Consider the following 16,392-nt stretch of genomic DNA (forward strand, 5'->3'; position numbering starts at 1 on the left):
GCGGCAGCACACTCGCGGCTTCCCGTGAAAGCCACCGCCATGACCACCTTGAACATCAACGGCCGCCGCATGGCCGTGGACGCTGACCCGTCCACCCCCATCCTCTGGGCGCTGCGCGACAAGCTGCAGCTCACCGGCACCAAGTTCGGCTGCGGCGCGGCGCTGTGCGGTGCCTGCACCGTGCACCTGGACGGCCAGGCCATCCGTGCCTGCGTCACGCCCATCAGCGCGGTGGGCCCCAACCAGCGCATCACCACCATCGAGGCGGTGGCCGACGACAAGGTGGGCAAGGCGGTGCAGGCCGCCTGGGTGCAGCACGACGTGGCCCAGTGCGGCTACTGCCAGAGCGGCCAGATCATGAGCGCCACCGCGCTGCTCAAGCAGAACAGGAAGCCGACCGACGCCGACATCGACGCCGCCATGTCGGGCAACGTGTGCCGCTGCGGCACCTACGCCCGCATCCGCGCGGCCATCCACGACGCCGCCAAGGCACTGGCCTGAAGGAGCCCGCGATGACCGACACCACCGTGGCACGCACCCCGGCGCTGCAGCGCCGCAGTTTCCTGAAGATGGCCGCCGGCAGCGGCTTTGCACTGGGCCTGTACCCGCTGGTGCAGGCGGCCGAGAACGGCGCCGCCGCCGCGCCGCAGGGCGCCGCCGTGGCCGCGGCCATGGCCGGCGAGCTCAAGCCCACGCAGCAGCCCGGCGCCTTCGTGCGCGTGGCCACCGATGGCACCGTGACCGTGATGGTGAACCGGCTGGACTTCGGCCAGGGCGTGCACACCTCGCTGCCCATGCTGGTGGCCGAAGAGCTGGACGCCGATTGGCGGAAGGTGCGCGCCGAGCTGGCGCCGGCCGGCGAGGCCTACAAGGACCCCGGCTTCGGCATCCAGATGGTCGGCGGCTCCAACTCCATCAAGAGCTCGTGGCTGCAGTACCGCGAGCTGGGCGCCCGTGCCCGCGCGATGTTCGTGGCCGCGGCAGCGCAGAAGTGGCAGGTGCCGGCTTCGCAGGTGAGCGTGGCCCATGGTGTGGTCAGCGCCGGCAGCCGCCGCGCCACCTTCGGTGAGCTGGCCGAGGCGGCGATGCGCCAGCCGGTGCCTGCCACCGTGGTGCTCAAGCAGCCGGCCGACTTCAAGATCATCGGCCGGCCCACGCGCCGGCTGGACGCGGCGCTGAAGTCCAGCGGCCGCCAGTCCTTCGGCATCGACCTGCGGCCGCCGAAGGCCGCGGTGGCGCTGATCGTGCGGCCGCCGGTGTTCGGCGCGCAGCTGGCCACGGTGGACGACAGCAAGGCGCTGGCGGTCAAGGGCGTGCACAAGGTGCTGCGCGTGCCGCTGGACCGCGGCGCCAGCGGCCTGGCCGTGGTGGCCGATGGCTACTGGACGGCCAAGATGGGCCGCGACGCGCTGGCCCCCACCTGGAACACCGACGGCGTGGAAAAGGTGAGCACCGACGCACTGCTGCAGCGCTACAGCGAGCTGGCGCGCCAGCCGGGTCTGAAGGCCAAGGTGGCCGACACCAGCGCGCTGGCCACGGCGCCGCGCCGCATCAGCGCCGAGTACCGCTTTCCGTACCTGGCGCATGCGCCGATGGAGCCGCTGAACTGCGTGATCGACTTCCGCGGTGATGCCTGCACGGTGCACATCGGCTCGCAGTTCCAGACCATCGACCAGGCCGCGGTGGCGGCCACGCTGGGCCTGAAGCCCGAGCAGGTGACGCTGAACACCGCGATGGCCGGCGGCGGCTTCGGCCGGCGCGGCGTGCCTTCGTCCGACTATGTGGTGGAAGCCGCGCAGGTGGCCAAGGCCTGGCGCGCGGCCGGTGGCCAGGGTGCGGTGCAGCTGATGTGGAGCCGCGAGGACGACATCCGCGGCGGCTACTACCGCCCGCTGCACGTGCACCGCGCCGAGATCGGCCTGGATGCGCAGGGCAAGGTGCTGGCCTGGCAGCACACCATCGTGGGCCAGTCCATCCTCAAGGGCACGCCGTTCGAGCCCTTCATGGTGAAGAACGGGGTGGACTCGGTGTCCACCGAAGGCGTGGTGGACACGCCCTACGGCTTCCCGCTGGCCCTGGACGTGCACCATCCGCAGGTCAACGTGCCGGTGCTGTGGTGGCGCTCGGTGGGCCACACGCACACCGCCTTCGTGATGGAGACGCTGGTCGACGAGCTGGCCGCCGCCGCGGGGCAGGATCCGGTGGCCTACCGCCGTCAGTTGCTGGGCGACCGGCACCCGCGCATCCGCGCCGCGCTGGACCTGGCGGTGGCCCGCTCGGGTTATGGCCAGCGCAAGCTGCCGGCCGGCCAGGCCTGGGGCGTGGCGGTGCATGAGTCGTTCTCGTCCGTCGTCGCCTACGTGGTGGAAGCCTCGGTGGTGGACAAGCAGCCGGTGCTGCACCGCGTGACGGCCGGCGTGCACTGCAACTTCGCCGTCAACCCGATGACGGTGGAAACGCAGGTGCAGGGCGCGGTGGTGATGGCGCTGAGCACCACGCTGCCGGGCGCCGCCATCACGCTGAAGGACGGCGTGGTGGAGCAGAGCAACTTCGGCGACTACACCGTGGCCCGCCTGAACCAGATGCCCCGGGTGGACGTGCACATCGTGCCCAGCACCGAGGCCCCCACCGGCATGGGCGAGCCCGGCCTGCCGCCGCTGGCCCCGGCGCTGGCCAATGCGGTGGCCGCGCTCACCGGCCAGCGTCTGCGGGCGCTGCCGTTCCAGCTGGCCTGAGTGCGGCGGCCAGGTGCTCTTCGATGGGCGCCGGCCGCGCGTACAGGTAGCCCTGGTGCTGCACGCAGCCCAGGGCCAGCAGCCAGTCGCTTTCGCGCGCGGTCTCCACGCCTTCGGCCAGCGGCGTGATGCCCATGCTGCGCGCCAGTTGCACCATCGCGCTGACGATGCGCAGGTTGCTGGCATCGTCGGTGCGGCCGCGCACGAAGCTCTGGTCGATCTTCAGCACGTCGATGGGCATGCGCGTCAGGTAGCTCAGCGACGAATAGCCGGTGCCGAAGTCGTCGAGGTAGATGGCCGGCCCCAGCGCCCGCAACTGGGTGATGCGGTCGATGCAGATGTCGGGGTCGTCCATGAAGGCCGACTCGGTGATTTCCAGCGCCAGGCGCCGGGCCGGCAGCCCGCTGGCCGCCAGTGCCTGACGCACCGTGGCCACGAAGTCGGTTTCCATCAGCTGCCGCGGCGACACGTTGACTGACACCCGCGCTTCTGGAAAGGCGGCGCACACGTCGCTGCGCATGAAGGTATGGCAGGCCGCGGTCAGCGCCATCTCGCCCAGCGCCAGGATGTGGCCGGTTTCTTCGGCGATGGCGATGAAGTCGGCCGGCGAGATGACCTCGCCGCTGGCGGTGCGCCAGCGCATCAATGATTCGAAGGCCAGCACCTGGCCGCTGCGGCCATCGGTGACGGGCTGGAACACCATGTAGGGCTCGCGCCGCTCGATGGCCTGCGGCAGTGCCAGCTCGATGCGGCGCGCCCGCTCGCGCTGGCGGCGGTAGCTTTCGTCGTGCACCACATAGCCCGGCCGCACATGCTGGCAGGCCCGGCGCGAGGCCAGCGTGGCATTGGTCAGCAGCACGCCCACTTCGCCGATGGTGCCCACGGCCACGCCCACGCGGCCGGGCACGTACATCAGCGCATCGCCGTAGGCCAGCGGCTCTTCGCAGGCGCGGGCGATCTCGTCGGCCTGCTGCGCCAGCGCTTCGGGCGGGCTGGCCGCCAGGCCCACCAGCGCGAACTCGCGGCTGCCCACCTGCGCGATCAGGTAGCGCTGGCCGAAGCGGGCCACCAGCTGGCCGGCCAGCGTGCGCACCAGGCCGGCCGCGAAGTCGGCGCCCAGCGTCAGCGTCACGTCTTCCAGCCGCACCAGCAGCAGCAGGAACACGGTGCAGGGCGCGGTGGGCGTGCCGGCTTCGGCCACCCGGTGCAGCAGTCCCATGCGGTTGAAGAGGCCGCTGTCGGGGTGGTGGAAGGCCTGGTGCTGCAGCAGCTGGTGCATGGCCGCGAACTCGGCCAGCGTGTCGTTGAAGCGGTCGATCAGCGCGCGCCAGTCGCCGCGGAACAGCGTGCCGTCGGCGCGCACGCTCAGATCGCCGCGGGCCACGCTTTCGCGGGTGCGGCGCATCTCGCTGCTCAGCAGGCCGATGGTGTCGATCAGCACCTGCACGCCCTGCGCCATCTGGCCCACCTCGTCGCGCCGCTGGTAGCCGACGATGGTGCCCAGGTTGCCGTTGACGGTGGCCTGGGCGGCGCTGGCCACCTGCTGCAGCGGCACGGCGATGGAGCGGTACAGCAGCCACATCGCCTGCGACAGCGTGCCGATCAGCAGCGCGCCCAGCACCGAGATCACGATCAACCGCCGGCGGGTGTCGGCGGTCTGCTGCTCGGCCAGCCGCACGAAGTTCATCGCCGCCAGCTGGCGCGACTGCTGGCTCAGCACCACCATGCGGTCGGCATCGTCCAGCAGCGGGCCCCAGCGCGGCCGGAAGCTCACCGACCAGGCGCCGACACTGAGCTTGTCCGCCAGCTCCTTGATCGACCGGTACTCATGGCGTTCGGCCAGCGCCCGCGCCTGGGCGGCGATGTCGGGGTCGGTGTGGGCCATCAGCTGTGCCAGCAGGTGGTCGGCGCGGTAGGCGGCATCCAGCAGCGGCGTCACCACCTGGCGGTCCTGCGTGAGGTTGCCGCCGCGGCTGGCGTGTTCCATGCGGCGCAGCGCCGAGGACTGGCGTGCGAGCTCCTCCACCAGCATCGCGGCCGTCACCAGGCTGTGGGTGCGTGAACCCAGCGCGGGCGAGATGCAGCGCTCCTCCACCTGCGCCGCGATGCGGAACAGCTGGCGCACCGGCATCGTGTACAGGTGCACCGCGGTGTCCTCGCGCATCACCGACTGGTCGACCCGGGCGCGCAGGCGCTGCAGGTAGTCGGGCAGGTGGGCCAGGGATTCGTCGTCGCCGATGGCCTGGCGCACCGCGTCGGAGCCGGCAATGAAGCTCGAGAGTGCGGCCGTGGCTTCGTCCACCTCGCCGCGGGCCGTGACCTGGCGGGCCTGCAGGCCTTCTTCGCCGGTGGCGACGGCCTGGGCCAGCTCGCGCTCGCGCGCCAGCGCCAGCAGCAGGCGGTCGACATGGCGGCCGAAGTGCAGGCCCTGCAACGAGCGGTCGTGCAGCAACAGGCGCTGCGCCTGGGCGTAGACGATCACGGCCAGCAAGGTCAGCACCACGGTGCCGGCCAGCACCGTCAGCAGGGCCAGCCGGTCGGCCAGCTGCCGCTGCCCCTGCCGCCGGGCGCGCCACAGCCGTTGCAGCGCGTTCATCTTGACGCTCCTTCCGCCGGTGGGGCGGCCGCGCCACGGTGGGCGCCGGCCGCGTCCTGTGTGCGGCGCCATTGCTCCCAGGCTGCATCGATGCGGTTGGTGACCGTGTTCACCGAAGCGCCCTTCACGCTGTCCACCATCGCGGTCCAGAAGGCGGCGGTGCCCACCACGGCGGGCATCAGGTCGGAGGCGTCCATGCGCATCAGCGTGGCCTGCTGCCAAGCCACCGCCAGGCGTGCCGACAGCGGCTCCAGGTAGGAGCCGGGCTGCACGTCCTTGTGGCCCGAGAGGTAGGCGCCTGCCGCCGCCCGGCGGCGGCCGAACTCGGCCGAGGCCATGTAGCGCAGCACCGTCAGCGTTTCCGGCCGCAGGTTCAGCGGTGCCGCCACGTCGCCGGCCACCAGCAGCGGCTGCTCGTCGGCCTGCTGGCCGGGCAGCAGGAAGAAGTCGATCGCTTCACCCGGACCGATGTGCCCGGGGTCGGGGAACTCGGAGGTCACCCATTCGGAGTTGCGCATCATCAGGCAGCTGGCCGGATCGCTGGCGAACTGGCGGGCCGCTTCTTCCACGTAGGTGGTGAGCACATGCTGCGGGCCGCCCGCCACCATGCCCGGCGTGCGCACCAGGCGGTCCCAGCGGGTGAAGGCGCGGCGCACTGGCGGTGAGCTGAAGGGCAGCTCCAGCGCTACCCAGCGGTCGTATTCCTCGGGGCTGGCGTCGCGCAGCATGAATTCCTCGACCCAGTCGGTGCCCACCCAGCCGGTGGCGCCGCGTGCCGCGATGCCGATGCACCAGGGCGCCAGGCCGGCCTGGATCATCTGCCGCTCCAGCGTGGCCAGCTCCGCCAGCGTGCGCGGCGGCTGCCAGCCATGCGCTTCGAACAGCGTGCGCCGGTACCACACCAGGCTCTTGATGGCCACGCGGGCCCACAGGCCGTAGTGCCGGTCGCCCTGGCGCAGCAGCGGGTCGATGAAGGGCGGGAAGTCACGCACCACCGCCTGCGCGAGGTCCTCGGGCAGCGGCTGCACCAGCCCGGCGGCCACCATCTCGCGGAACAGGCCCGGCTGCGCGAACACCGCGATGTCGGGCGCATCGAAGCCCGGCGTGGCCACGTACACATGGTCGGCAAAGTCGCCACCGACCGCGCGGATCACCACCTGGATGCCGTCGCTGTAGGCCAGCGGCGCCAGGGCCTGCTGGTAGCGGGCGCTGTCCTGCAGCGAGAAGGAGGTGAGCAGCGTGACACGGCGCGTGGCCGCGGCCGCAGCCTGCGGGCCCGGGCTGCTGGCCGTCTGGTCACGCCATTGCCACAGCAGCACCACCAACGCCGCCACACAGGCGACCAGCGCGCGTGCGGGCGTGATGCACTTGCGGATGTTCACGGGCAGCCTTCTTCAGAAGGTGCGCCGGCATGAACTGCACGGGCCGCCGGTGCGCCTGGGTGAGCCAAGGTGCGAAACGGCGGCACCGTCGCGCTGATTCAGGCGGCCGATCGTCGGCCCCGAGCGCTGGTGGGCACGGTACATGCCGGGCAAGGCGCCGTCAAACGCGGCCGGCGTGGCCGCATGGACATGGACAAGGAGAAGGGATGACGAGACGACTTGCACACGGCCTGGGCCGACGACCCACCACGGCGCCGCGCTGGCCCCGGCACGCGGCTGCGGCCCTCACGGCGGCTGCCGCCTTCGGCCTGGCGGGCTGCGCGCTGCCGCCGCTGTCTTCACCTGCTGGCGCACCGGTGACCTACGACTGCGAAGACGGTCTGCGCCTGACGGTGGCCTATGGCTCCGACGTCGCGCAGGTGAGCCTGCCCGACGGCCGCACGCTGGCGCTGCCGCAGCAGCCCAGCGGCTCGGGCATGCGCTATGCGCAAGGGCCGAACGAGCTGCGCGGCAAAGGCAGCGAGATCACCTGGGCGGTGGCCGATCGCATTCCCACCAACTGCATCGCCCGCCCGCGTTGAGCGGGCCGGCGGCCGTTACACCACGCAACCGGCCTCGGGTGCGGCGCCGCCATCGCCCACCGACAGCGGCGCCGGAATCACGTAACCGTAGCGCGAGGCCGTCAGCTCGGCCAGGATGGCCACCGCGATCTCCGGTGGCGTGCGGGCGCCGTTCTTGATGCCGACCGGGCCGTGCAGGCGGTCGAGCTGCGCATCGGTGAGGCCGAAGTGCTCCTTCAGCCGTGCCTTGCGCTTGGCCTGGTTCACGCGCGATCCGATGGCGCCCACGTAGAAGGCCGGGCTGGCCAGCGCCTCCATCAGCGCCAGGTCGTCCAGCTTGGGGTCGTGCGTCAGCGCCACGATGGCGGTGTGGCCATCGGGCTTCAGCTCGGCCACCACGTCGTCGGGCATGCCGCGCAGCAGCCGCGCGCCGGGCACGTCCCAGCCGGTGGCGTATTCCTCGCGTGGGTCGCAGATCAGCACCTGGTAGTCCAGCGCCTGCGCCATTGTGGCCAGGTAGTGCGTCATCTGGCCGGCACCGATCAGCAGCAGCCGCCAGCTGGGGCCGTGGGTGGTGGTCAGCGTGGTGTCGGTCAGCTGCAGCACGTCGCCCTCGCTGGGCGGTTGCAGCTCCACCTGGCCGTCGGCCAGCCGCAGCACGCGGCGGATGCGGTCGCCCTGCTGCAGCACCGCCAGCAGCTCGGGGATGCGCGACTGCGGGCCCACCGGCTCCAGCACCAGCTCCAGCGTGCCGCCGCAGGGCAGGCCGAAGCGGGTGGCTTCTTCAGCCCCCACGCCGTAACGCACCACTTCGGGTGCGGTGAGGGTCAAGGCACCGTCGCGCACCTTGGAGATCAGGTCGTCCTCGATGCAGCCGCCCGACACGCTGCCGGCGATCTGCCCGTCGTCGCGCACCGCCACCACCGAGCCCACCGGCCGCGGCGCCGAGCCCCAGGTGCGGGTGATGGTGCCCAGCACCACGCGACGACCTTCGGCCTGCCAGCTGGCCAGCTGCCGAAGAATGTTGAGATCCACGTTATCCATTCGGGGACGATAGCGCCAAGCACACATCCTTGCACAGGCAAGGACGCGGGTTTTCCCGTCGGTGCAAGGCCGGATGGCCTGCCCTAGCATGCGTCGGCGGCCGTGGTTGGGCTTCGATCGCGGCATTCGGCATTCCTAGGAGACAAACCCCATGGGTACGAAGATCACGCTGCAGGTCAATGGCGCGGCCGTCACGAAGGAAGTGGAGCCCGGCACCCTGCTGGTGGAGTTCATCCGCGAACACCTGCGCCTGACCGGCACGCACGTGGGCTGCGACACCTCGCAGTGCGGCGCCTGCACCGTGCACCTCAATGGCCGCGCCATCAAGAGCTGCGCGATGCTGGCGGTGCAGGCCGACGGCGCCCAGCTCACCACCATCGAAGGCATCGCCGCCGCCAATGGCGAGCTGCACCCGATGCAGGCCGCCTTCAAGGCCTGCCATGGCCTGCAGTGCGGCTTCTGCACCCCCGGCATGGTGATGAGCGCGATCGACCTCGTGCAGCACCACCCGCACGGCACCGAGCAGGAGATCCGCCACCACCTGGAAGGCAACCTGTGCCGCTGCACCGGCTACCAGAACATCGTGAAGGCCGTGCAGCAAGGTGCTGCCGGCATGGGCGTCTGACCTCAAGGGGCACAGCATGACTGCACGACAAGGCTTCATCGGCCAATCGGTGCCGCGCCGCGAGGACGCGCGCTTTCTCACCGGTCGCGGCCAGTACACCGACGACATCACGCTGCCGCAGCAGACCTACGGCGTCTTCGTCCGCTCACCGTATGCGCACGCCAGCATCACGCGCGTGGACACCACGGCCGCGCAGGCGGCGCCGGGCGTGCTGGGCATCTACACCGGTCAGCATTTCAAGGACGTGGGCGGGCTGCCCTGCGGCTGGTTGATCAACAGCATCGACAGCACGCCGATGAAGGAGCCCAAGCACCCCATCCTGGCGCTGGACAAGGTGCGCTACGTGGGCGACCGCGTGGCCCTGGTGGTGGCCGAAACCCTGCAGCAGGCCAAGGAGGCCGCCGCGCTGGTGGAGGTGGACTACGAAGAGCTGCCCGCGGTGGTGGACGTGGCCAAGGCCGCGCAGGTGGCTGCCGCCGGCGGCGTGCTGCATGCCGAGGCGCCCGACAACCAGTGCTACCTGTGGGCCATCGGCGACCAGGCCGGCACCGACGCCGCCATCGCCAGTGCGCCGCATGTCAGCAAGCTCACCTTCCGCAACAACCGGCTGGTGCCCAACGCCATCGAGCCGCGCGCGGCCAATGCCAGCTACAACCCGGCCGACGACAACTACACGCTGTACGTGGCCAACCAGAACCCGCACGTCGAACGGCTGCTGATGTGCGCCTTCGTGCTGGGCATCCCCGAGCACAAGATGCGCGTGGTGGCGCCCGACGTGGGCGGCGGCTTCGGCTCCAAGATCTTCTTGTACGGCGAAGAAACCGCGCTGGTGTGGGCCAGCAAGCAGCTGGGCCGGCCCATCAAGTGGACGGCCGAGCGCAGCGAGGCGTTCTTGTCCGACGCCCATGGCCGCGACCACCTCACCACCGTGGAGCTGGCCACCGACAAACAGGGCAAGTTCCTGGCAATGCGGGTGCACACCCAGGCCAACCTGGGCGCCTACCTCAGCACCTTCTCGTCGGCGGTGCCCACCATCCTGTACGCCACGCTGCTGGCCGGCCAGTACGCCACGCCCAAGATCAGCTGCCAGGTGCAGGCCATGTTCACCAACACCGCGCCGGTGGACGCCTACCGCGGCGCCGGCCGGCCCGAGGCCACCTATGTGGTCGAGCGCATCGTCGAAACCGCCGCGCACGACCTGGGCATCGACCCCGCCGAGATCCGCCGCCGCAACTTCGTGCGCGAGTTTCCGTACGCCACGCCGGTGGGCCTGACCTACGACACCGGCGACTACGAAGCCACGATGGCCCGCGCCATCGAGCTGGCCGACGTGGCGGGCTTCGCGGCCCGCAAGGCCGAGAGTGAGGCCAAGGGCTTCAAGCGCGGCATCGGCTATTCGGCCTACATCGAGGCTTGCGGCATCGCCCCTTCCAGCGTGGCGGGCGCCCTGGGCGCGCGGGCCGGCCTGTTCGAGGCGGGGGAGGTGCGGGTCCACCCCACCGGCAAGGTCACCATCTTCACCGGCAGCCACAGCCACGGCCAGGGCCACGAAACCACCTTCGCGCAGGTGGTGGCCGACAAGCTGGGCATTCCGCTGGACGACGTGAGCATCGAGCACGGCGACACCGGCAAGGTGCTGTTCGGCATGGGCACCTACGGCAGCCGTTCGCTGGCGGTGGGCGGCACCGCCATCGTCAAGGCGCTCGACAAGGTGGTGGCCAAGGGCCGCAAGATCGCCGCGCACCTGATGGAGGCGGCCGACACCGACGTGGTGTTCGAGGACGGCGTGTTCAAGGTGGCGGGCACCGACAAGAACGTGCCCTTCGCGCAGGTGGCGCTCACCGCCTATGTGCCGCACAACTTCCCGCACGACAAGCTGGAGCCGGGCCTCAACGAGAACGCCTTCTACGACCCCAGCAACTTCACCTACCCCGCGGGCACCTACATCTGCGAAGTGGAGGTGGACCCGCGCACCGGCGAGACGCGGGTGGACCGCTTCACCGCCTGCGACGACTTCGGCAACGTCATCAACCCGATGATCGTGGAAGGCCAGGTGCACGGCGGCCTGGCCCAGGGCATCGGCCAGGCGCTGCTGGAGCATGGCGTGTACGACGACGACAGCGGCCAGCTGCTGTCGGGCAGCTACATGGACTATGCGATGCCGCGGGCCGACAATTTCCCGCACTTCCAGGTCGAGACGGTGCAGGGCACGCCGTGCACGCACAACCCCTTGGGCGTCAAGGGTTGCGGCGAAGCCGGCGCGATCGGCTCGCCACCTGCGATCATCAATGCCATCTGCAACGCCATCGGCGTGCGCGACATGCCGATGCCGGCCACGTCGTTCACGGTGTGGAAGGCGCTGAACGCCTGAACAGGAAGCACAGCACATGCAAGCCTTCGAGTACTCCAAGCCCGCATCGGTGGCCGATGCGATCCGTGCCGCCGGTGGCGGCGATGCCAAGCTGCTGGCCGGTGGCCAGTCGCTGCTGGCGTCGATGAAGCTGGGACTGGCCGCGCCGTCGGCGCTGGTCGACTTGAGCGGCATCGGCGAGCTGAGCGGCATCACCGTCTCGGGCGGCCAGGTGACCATCGGCGCGATGACCACCCATGCCGCCGTGGCCGCCTCGGCCGAGGTGCGCCAGGCCATCCCGGCGCTGGCCAAGCTGGCCGGTTTGATCGGCGACCGCCAGGTGCGCAACCGCGGCACCATCGGCGGCAGCCTCGCCAACAACGACCCGGCCGCCTGCTACCCGGCCGCGGTGCTGGGCCTGGGCGCCACCGTGCGCACCAACCAGCGCAGCATCGCGGCCGACGACTTCTTCAAGGGCCTCTACGAAACCGCGCTGGCCGAAGGGGAGGTGATCACCGCCGTCAGCTTCCCGGTGCCGCAGCAGGCCGGCTGGGAGAAGATGCGCAACCCGGCTTCGCGCTTCTCGCTGGTGGGCGTGTTCGTCAGCCGCGGACCGGCCGGCACCCGCGTGGCCGTCACCGGCGCCGGGGCCTGCGTGTTCCGCGTCAAGGCGCTGGAAGATGCGCTGTCCGCCAACTGGTCGGCCGCCGCCTGCGATGGCGTCAAGGTGAGTGCCGACGGCCTGAACACCGACCTGCATGGCTCGGCCGCCTACCGCGCGGCGCTCATCCCGGTGCTGGCCGGGCGCGCGGTTGCGGGCGCCTGAGCAGGGCTTTTGAGCGGCCCGCGCCGCACACCCGCCTGCAACGCCGCACACTGTTGCGGCGTTCCGCTTTTCACAGGGGCTTCGTCTTTTGTCTTCCAACGCCGTTCTGCCCGCCAGCATCGACGACACGCTGAACCTGCTGCTGCAGCACGACTACGTGGCCGAGCGCACGCTGGCCACCACCGTGTTCCTGTCGCTCAGGCTGCAGCGCCCGCTGTTCCTGGAAGGGGAGCCGGGCACCGGCAAGACCGAGATCGCCAAGACCCTGGCGCGCATGCTGGGCCGGCCGCTGATCCGTCTGCAGTGCTACGAGGGCCTGGACCTGGCCGCCGCCGCGTATGAATGGAATTACCCGCGGCAGATGATGGAGATCCGCCTGGCGGACACCTCGGGCGCCGGCCGCGAGGCCCTGGGCCGCGACCTGTTCAGCGAGCGCTTCCTGATCCGCCGCGCGCTGCTGCAGGCCATCTCGCCCGATCAGCCGCTGCCGCCGGTGCTGCTGATCGACGAGCTGGACCGTGCCGACGAACCCTTCGAGGCGTTCCTGCTGGAAGTGCTGTCCGACTTCCAGATCACCATCCCTGAGCTGGGCGTGGTGAAGGCGCCCGAGCCGCCCATCGTGGTGCTCACCAGCAACCGCACGCGCGAGATCCACGACGCGGTCAAGCGCCGCTGCCTGTACCACTGGGTCGACTTTCCCGATGCGGCGCGTGAGGCGCAGATCCTGGCGCAGCGCGTGCCCGGCGCGCCCGAGCGCCTGGCCGCCGAGATCGTGGCCTTCGTGCAGCGGCTGCGCGCGGTGGAGCTGTACAAGCTGCCCGGCATCGCCGAGACCATCGAATGGACCCGAGCGCTGATGGCGCTGGACGCGGTGGTGCTGGACCCGCAGACGGTAAACACCACGCTGGGCGTGCTGCTCAAGTACCAGGACGACATCGCCAAGGTGCAGGGCGGCGAAGTGGCGCGGCTGCTGCAGCAGATGCGCGACGGCGCCCAGGCCACCTGAGACGCTAGCCCCGCCGCGCATGCACCGCCTGGCCGAGAACGTGATGCACTTCGGGCGCGTGCTGCGCCAGGCCGGCGTGCCGGTGGGCACCGACCGCATCCAGCTGGCGCTGCAGGCCCTGCAGGTGGCAGGTCTGGAGTCGCGGGTTGACTTTCGCGCCGCGCTGGCCGCCTGCCTGCTGGACCGGCATGAGCACCGTGCCATGTTCGACCAGGCCTTCGACCTGTACTGGCGCGACCCCGACCTGGCCGGCCGCATGATGCAGATGCTGCTGCCCCAGGTGCGCGCCAACAACGCCAACGCACCGCCGCCCCCGCCCGAGAACCGCCGCCTGGGTGAAGCCTTCTCGGCCAACGCGCCGCCGCGCCCACCGCAGCCCGAGCCGCCCGAGGAAGTGCAGGTCGAAGCCACGCTGACCTTCAGCGAGCGTGAGCTGCTGCAGCGCGCCGACTTCGACACCATGAGCCCCGACGAATGGCTGCAGGCCAAGCGCGCGCTGCGCCGCATGAAGCCGCTGTTCGAGCCGGTGGCCACCCGTCGCACGCGGCCCGCCGCACGCCCGGGCCGTGCCGACTGGCGTGCCACGCTGCAGGCCATGGCGCGCCAGGGCGGCGACCTGCTGCAGCCACGCTGGCGGGCACCGCGGGCGCGGCCGGCGCCGCTGGTGGTGCTGGCCGACATCTCGGGCTCGATGAGCCGCTACTCGCGCATGCTGCTGCACTTCACCCACACGCTGGCGCGGGCCGACGTGCGGGTGGAGAGCTTCGTCTTCGGCACCCGCCTGACCCGCACCACCCACCTGCTGCGCCAGCGCGACCCCGACCTGGCCGTGGCCCAGGTGGTGCGCGCGGTGCAGGACTGGTCGGGCGGCACCCGCATCAGCGCCTGCCTGCACCAGTTCAACCAGCAGTGGGCCCGCCGCACGCTCAGCGGCCGCGCCACCGTGCTGCTGGTGACCGACGGGCTGGAGCATGGCCACACCGAGGCGCTGCGCTTCGAGATGGAGCGGCTGCACAAGAGCTGCCGCCGGCTGGTGTGGCTGAATCCGCTGCTGCGCTGGCAAGGCTTCGAGCCCAAGGCCGCCGGCATCCGCACCATGCTGCCGCACGTGGACCGCTTCGTGCCCGCGCACAACTTGGACAGCCTGGAACAACTCACCCGGCTGCTGGCCGACGACACGCCAGCCGGCCGCCACTGAACAACAAGGGAGGACTTCGCGATGCAACTCACCAACCAGCAGACGCTGCCCGTCAGCCAGGCCCAGGCCTGGGAGGCGCTCAACGACATCAGCCTGCTGCAGTCCGCGATGCCGGGCTGCGAAAGCATCACGCCCACCGGCGACAACCAGTACGAGGTGCTGGTGACCGCCTCCATCGGCCCGGTGAAGGCCAAGTTCAAGGGCAAGCTCAAGCTAGCCGACCTGGACCCGCCCAACGCCTACAACATCCAGTTCGAAGGGCAGGGCGGCCCGGCCGGCCATGCCAAGGGCACGGCCGCGGTGCGGCTGGAGCCGGCCGGCCCCAACAGCACCGTGCTGCACTACACCGCCAATGCCACCGTGGGCGGCAAGATCGCGCAGATCGGCTCGCGCCTGGTGGACATGGCGGCGCAGAAGATGGCGGGCGAGTTCTTCGAGAACTTCAATGCCCAGCTGGCCGAGCGCTACAAGCCGGCGCCCGAGCCGGTGGCCGCCGCGGCGGCGGAGCCGGCCGCCGAACCCGCCAAGCCGGGCGGCTTCTGGGCCTGGCTCAAGCGGCTGTTCGGGCTGTCTTAAAAGGCCAACAGCTTGTCCAGCGGCACCGTCACGGTGGCGCCGATGCGGGCTTGAGTCTGGTGGCCGCCGTCGGTGTTCACGCGCAGCCAGCTCAGCTCGGGCGTGACTGTTGCGGCGCCCCATTGCCACTCGGTGCTGGCGGCCAGCCCCAACAGGCGCCCATCGGCCCGTGCATCGCGCGGGCTGCCCAGCTCGCCCATGCGCTGGCCCACGCGGCCGGCGTGCAGCCGCAGCGAGGTGCGGCGCTCGGCGTCCAGCCAGCCCAGCGTCAGCAGCCGGCTGTCGGGGCCGACGGCGGCGCCCATCCAGCGGCCGCCGTGGGTGTAGCCATCGGCGTAGGCGTAGTTGCGGTAGGCGCAGCCTTTTTCGGCCGGCTTGCCCACGGGCATGCGGCAGCCGGTTTCGGCGTATTCGCCGAACCAGCGGTGGCGCCCGTCGGCCGACCAGCCTTCCAGGCCCCACAGCGCCAGGAATTTGGAGGGCAGGTAGCCCGCCTCGTCCTCGCCCATCGCCTGCACGTAGCCGGCGCAGCGCCAGCCGGTGGGGCAGCTGGCGCGCAGGTCGAAGCCGGCCAGCGCATTGCCGGGGTCGGAGCCGCTGAAGCTCGTGTCGCCATCGTTGGTGCCACGCCCACCCAGCACCCGCAGCAGGCTGCGCAGCGACTGGTCGCGACCCTCACCGCCCCACTGCACCATGCGGGTGAAGCCGATCTCCAGGCCGGGCAGCGGCTTCAGCGTCAGCCGGTTGCCGATCAGGATCGGGTCGGCCGGGCGATGGGCGGCGTCGGTCTGCGCGATGAAGAACTCGAAGTTCCACGGGCCCGCCCACGACAGCCAGGGCGACTCGGACCGCGACGCCGAGCCGCGCTGCAGGCCGATGCCGAGCATCGGTGCCGTGTTCTGGCTGAGCACCAGGCTGCTCTGCCAGCCCGGCCCCCACCAGGCCTGACGCGACCAGGCCTGCAGCTGCCAGCCGGCGGCTTCGGCCACCAGCGCACTGCCGTCCAGCCGCCACTCGGTGCCGCTGTCCCAGGGCGCGGTGGCGCGGCCAGCGCGCACGCCCAGCTGGGCGGCCAGCCAGGGGCCTTCCAGCGCGGGGCTGCGCAGCGTGGCGTGGCTGCCGGGCGTGCCGTCTTCGCCGAAGCCGGCGAGGGCCTCGTCGGTGTTGCGCACCGTCAGCGAGGCGCTGCCGCGCTGCGCGCGCTCCAGCCCGGCGGCCACCGTGTCGCGCGCGGCCTGCAAGTGGGCGGGCAGGCTGCCGGGCAACTGGTCGATGGCGCTGAGCACCGCGCGGCGGGGCAGCGGCCAGTGGCTCAGCGGCAGCGGCAGGCCGGCCTCATCGGCCAGCAGTTGCAGCGCGTGGCGCTCATAAGGCGTCGGCGTCCAGGGCAGGGAGGCCTGCGCCGCGGCACCGGCCACGGTGAAGCAGGTGGCGGCCGCGACCAGCAGGGCACGCAGCGGAAAAACGGACGCAAACGACAAACTGACCCCGGAG

General features: G+C 71.2%; 13 protein-coding genes. 9 read left to right on the forward strand and 4 right to left on the reverse strand.

The features are described 5' to 3' along the window. The first annotated feature begins 39 nt into the window (after nucleotides 1–39). Entirely contained in the window at nucleotides 40–501 is a 462-nt protein-coding gene (locus MW290_RS14955) for a (2Fe-2S)-binding protein (protein ID WP_250198517.1), read from the forward strand. Nucleotides 502–512: 11 nt separating this feature from the next. Next, the gene (locus MW290_RS14960) at nucleotides 513–2,735 is read left to right on the forward strand and encodes a xanthine dehydrogenase family protein molybdopterin-binding subunit (RefSeq protein ID WP_250198518.1); all 2,223 of its coding nucleotides are present in this window, start codon (nucleotides 513–515) and stop codon (nucleotides 2,733–2,735) included. Here MW290_RS14960 and MW290_RS14965 read toward each other — a convergent pair. Together MW290_RS14965 and MW290_RS14970 are read right to left on the reverse strand one after the other, a co-directional pair. Further along, entirely contained in the window at nucleotides 2,692–5,331 is a 2,640-nt protein-coding gene (locus MW290_RS14965; RefSeq protein WP_250198519.1) for an EAL domain-containing protein, read from the reverse strand. The two genes, MW290_RS14960 and MW290_RS14965, sit on opposite strands and share 44 nt — an antisense overlap. Further along, entirely contained in the window at nucleotides 5,328–6,713 is a 1,386-nt protein-coding gene (locus MW290_RS14970; protein ID WP_250198520.1) for an ABC transporter substrate-binding protein, read from the reverse strand. The genes MW290_RS14965 and MW290_RS14970 overlap by 4 nt, the downstream gene beginning before the upstream one ends. Before the next feature lie 206 nt (nucleotides 6,714–6,919). Here MW290_RS14970 and MW290_RS14975 point away from each other — a divergent pair, with 206 nt between their 5' ends. Then, nucleotides 6,920–7,294: an MliC family protein gene (locus MW290_RS14975; protein WP_250198521.1), complete on the forward strand. Its 375-nt coding sequence runs from the start codon at nucleotides 6,920–6,922 to the stop codon at nucleotides 7,292–7,294. 15 nt (nucleotides 7,295–7,309) lie between these two features. Here the strand turns inward: MW290_RS14975 and MW290_RS14980 are convergent, their stop codons facing one another. Continuing rightward, nucleotides 7,310–8,317, reverse strand: coding sequence for an XdhC family protein (locus MW290_RS14980; RefSeq protein WP_250198522.1), 1,008 nt, complete (start codon nucleotides 8,315–8,317; stop codon nucleotides 7,310–7,312). A 151-nt stretch (nucleotides 8,318–8,468) separates the two neighbouring features. Between MW290_RS14980 and MW290_RS14985 the strand changes: the two genes are divergently transcribed. The 6 genes from MW290_RS14985 (at nucleotide 8,469) to MW290_RS15010 (ending at nucleotide 14,898) form a co-directional block, all read left to right on the forward strand. Beyond that, nucleotides 8,469–8,942 carry a (2Fe-2S)-binding protein gene (locus MW290_RS14985; RefSeq protein WP_250198523.1) on the forward strand — a complete coding sequence of 158 codons (474 nt, stop codon included), beginning with the start codon at nucleotides 8,469–8,471 and terminating at the stop codon, nucleotides 8,940–8,942. 16 nt (nucleotides 8,943–8,958) lie between these two features. Next, nucleotides 8,959–11,313: a xanthine dehydrogenase family protein molybdopterin-binding subunit gene (locus MW290_RS14990; protein WP_250198524.1), complete on the forward strand. Its 2,355-nt coding sequence runs from the start codon at nucleotides 8,959–8,961 to the stop codon at nucleotides 11,311–11,313. A 16-nt stretch (nucleotides 11,314–11,329) separates the two neighbouring features. Further along, on the forward strand, nucleotides 11,330–12,118 hold the full coding sequence (locus MW290_RS14995) for an FAD binding domain-containing protein (RefSeq protein WP_250198525.1): 789 nt from the start codon (nucleotides 11,330–11,332) through the stop codon (nucleotides 12,116–12,118). Nucleotides 12,119–12,206: 88 nt separating this feature from the next. Beyond that, complete coding sequence (locus tag MW290_RS15000; RefSeq protein WP_250198526.1) at nucleotides 12,207–13,124, forward strand: AAA family ATPase; 918 nt, start codon at nucleotides 12,207–12,209, stop codon at nucleotides 13,122–13,124. Nucleotides 13,125–13,143: 19 nt separating this feature from the next. After that, nucleotides 13,144–14,322 carry a vWA domain-containing protein gene (locus MW290_RS15005; protein WP_250198527.1) on the forward strand — a complete coding sequence of 393 codons (1,179 nt, stop codon included), beginning with the start codon at nucleotides 13,144–13,146 and terminating at the stop codon, nucleotides 14,320–14,322. Between the two features lie 21 nt (nucleotides 14,323–14,343). After that, nucleotides 14,344–14,898: an SRPBCC family protein gene (locus MW290_RS15010; protein WP_250198528.1), complete on the forward strand. Its 555-nt coding sequence runs from the start codon at nucleotides 14,344–14,346 to the stop codon at nucleotides 14,896–14,898. Here MW290_RS15010 and MW290_RS15015 read toward each other — a convergent pair. Beyond that, nucleotides 14,895–16,379, reverse strand: coding sequence for a capsule assembly Wzi family protein (locus MW290_RS15015; RefSeq protein WP_250198529.1), 1,485 nt, complete (start codon nucleotides 16,377–16,379; stop codon nucleotides 14,895–14,897). The genes MW290_RS15010 and MW290_RS15015 overlap by 4 nt on opposite strands. Nucleotides 16,380–16,392: the final 13 nt, after the last annotated feature.

The sequence above is a fragment of the Aquincola tertiaricarbonis genome, assembly GCF_023573145.1.
In the GTDB taxonomy this organism is placed as follows: domain Bacteria; phylum Pseudomonadota; class Gammaproteobacteria; order Burkholderiales; family Burkholderiaceae_C; genus Aquincola; species Aquincola tertiaricarbonis_B.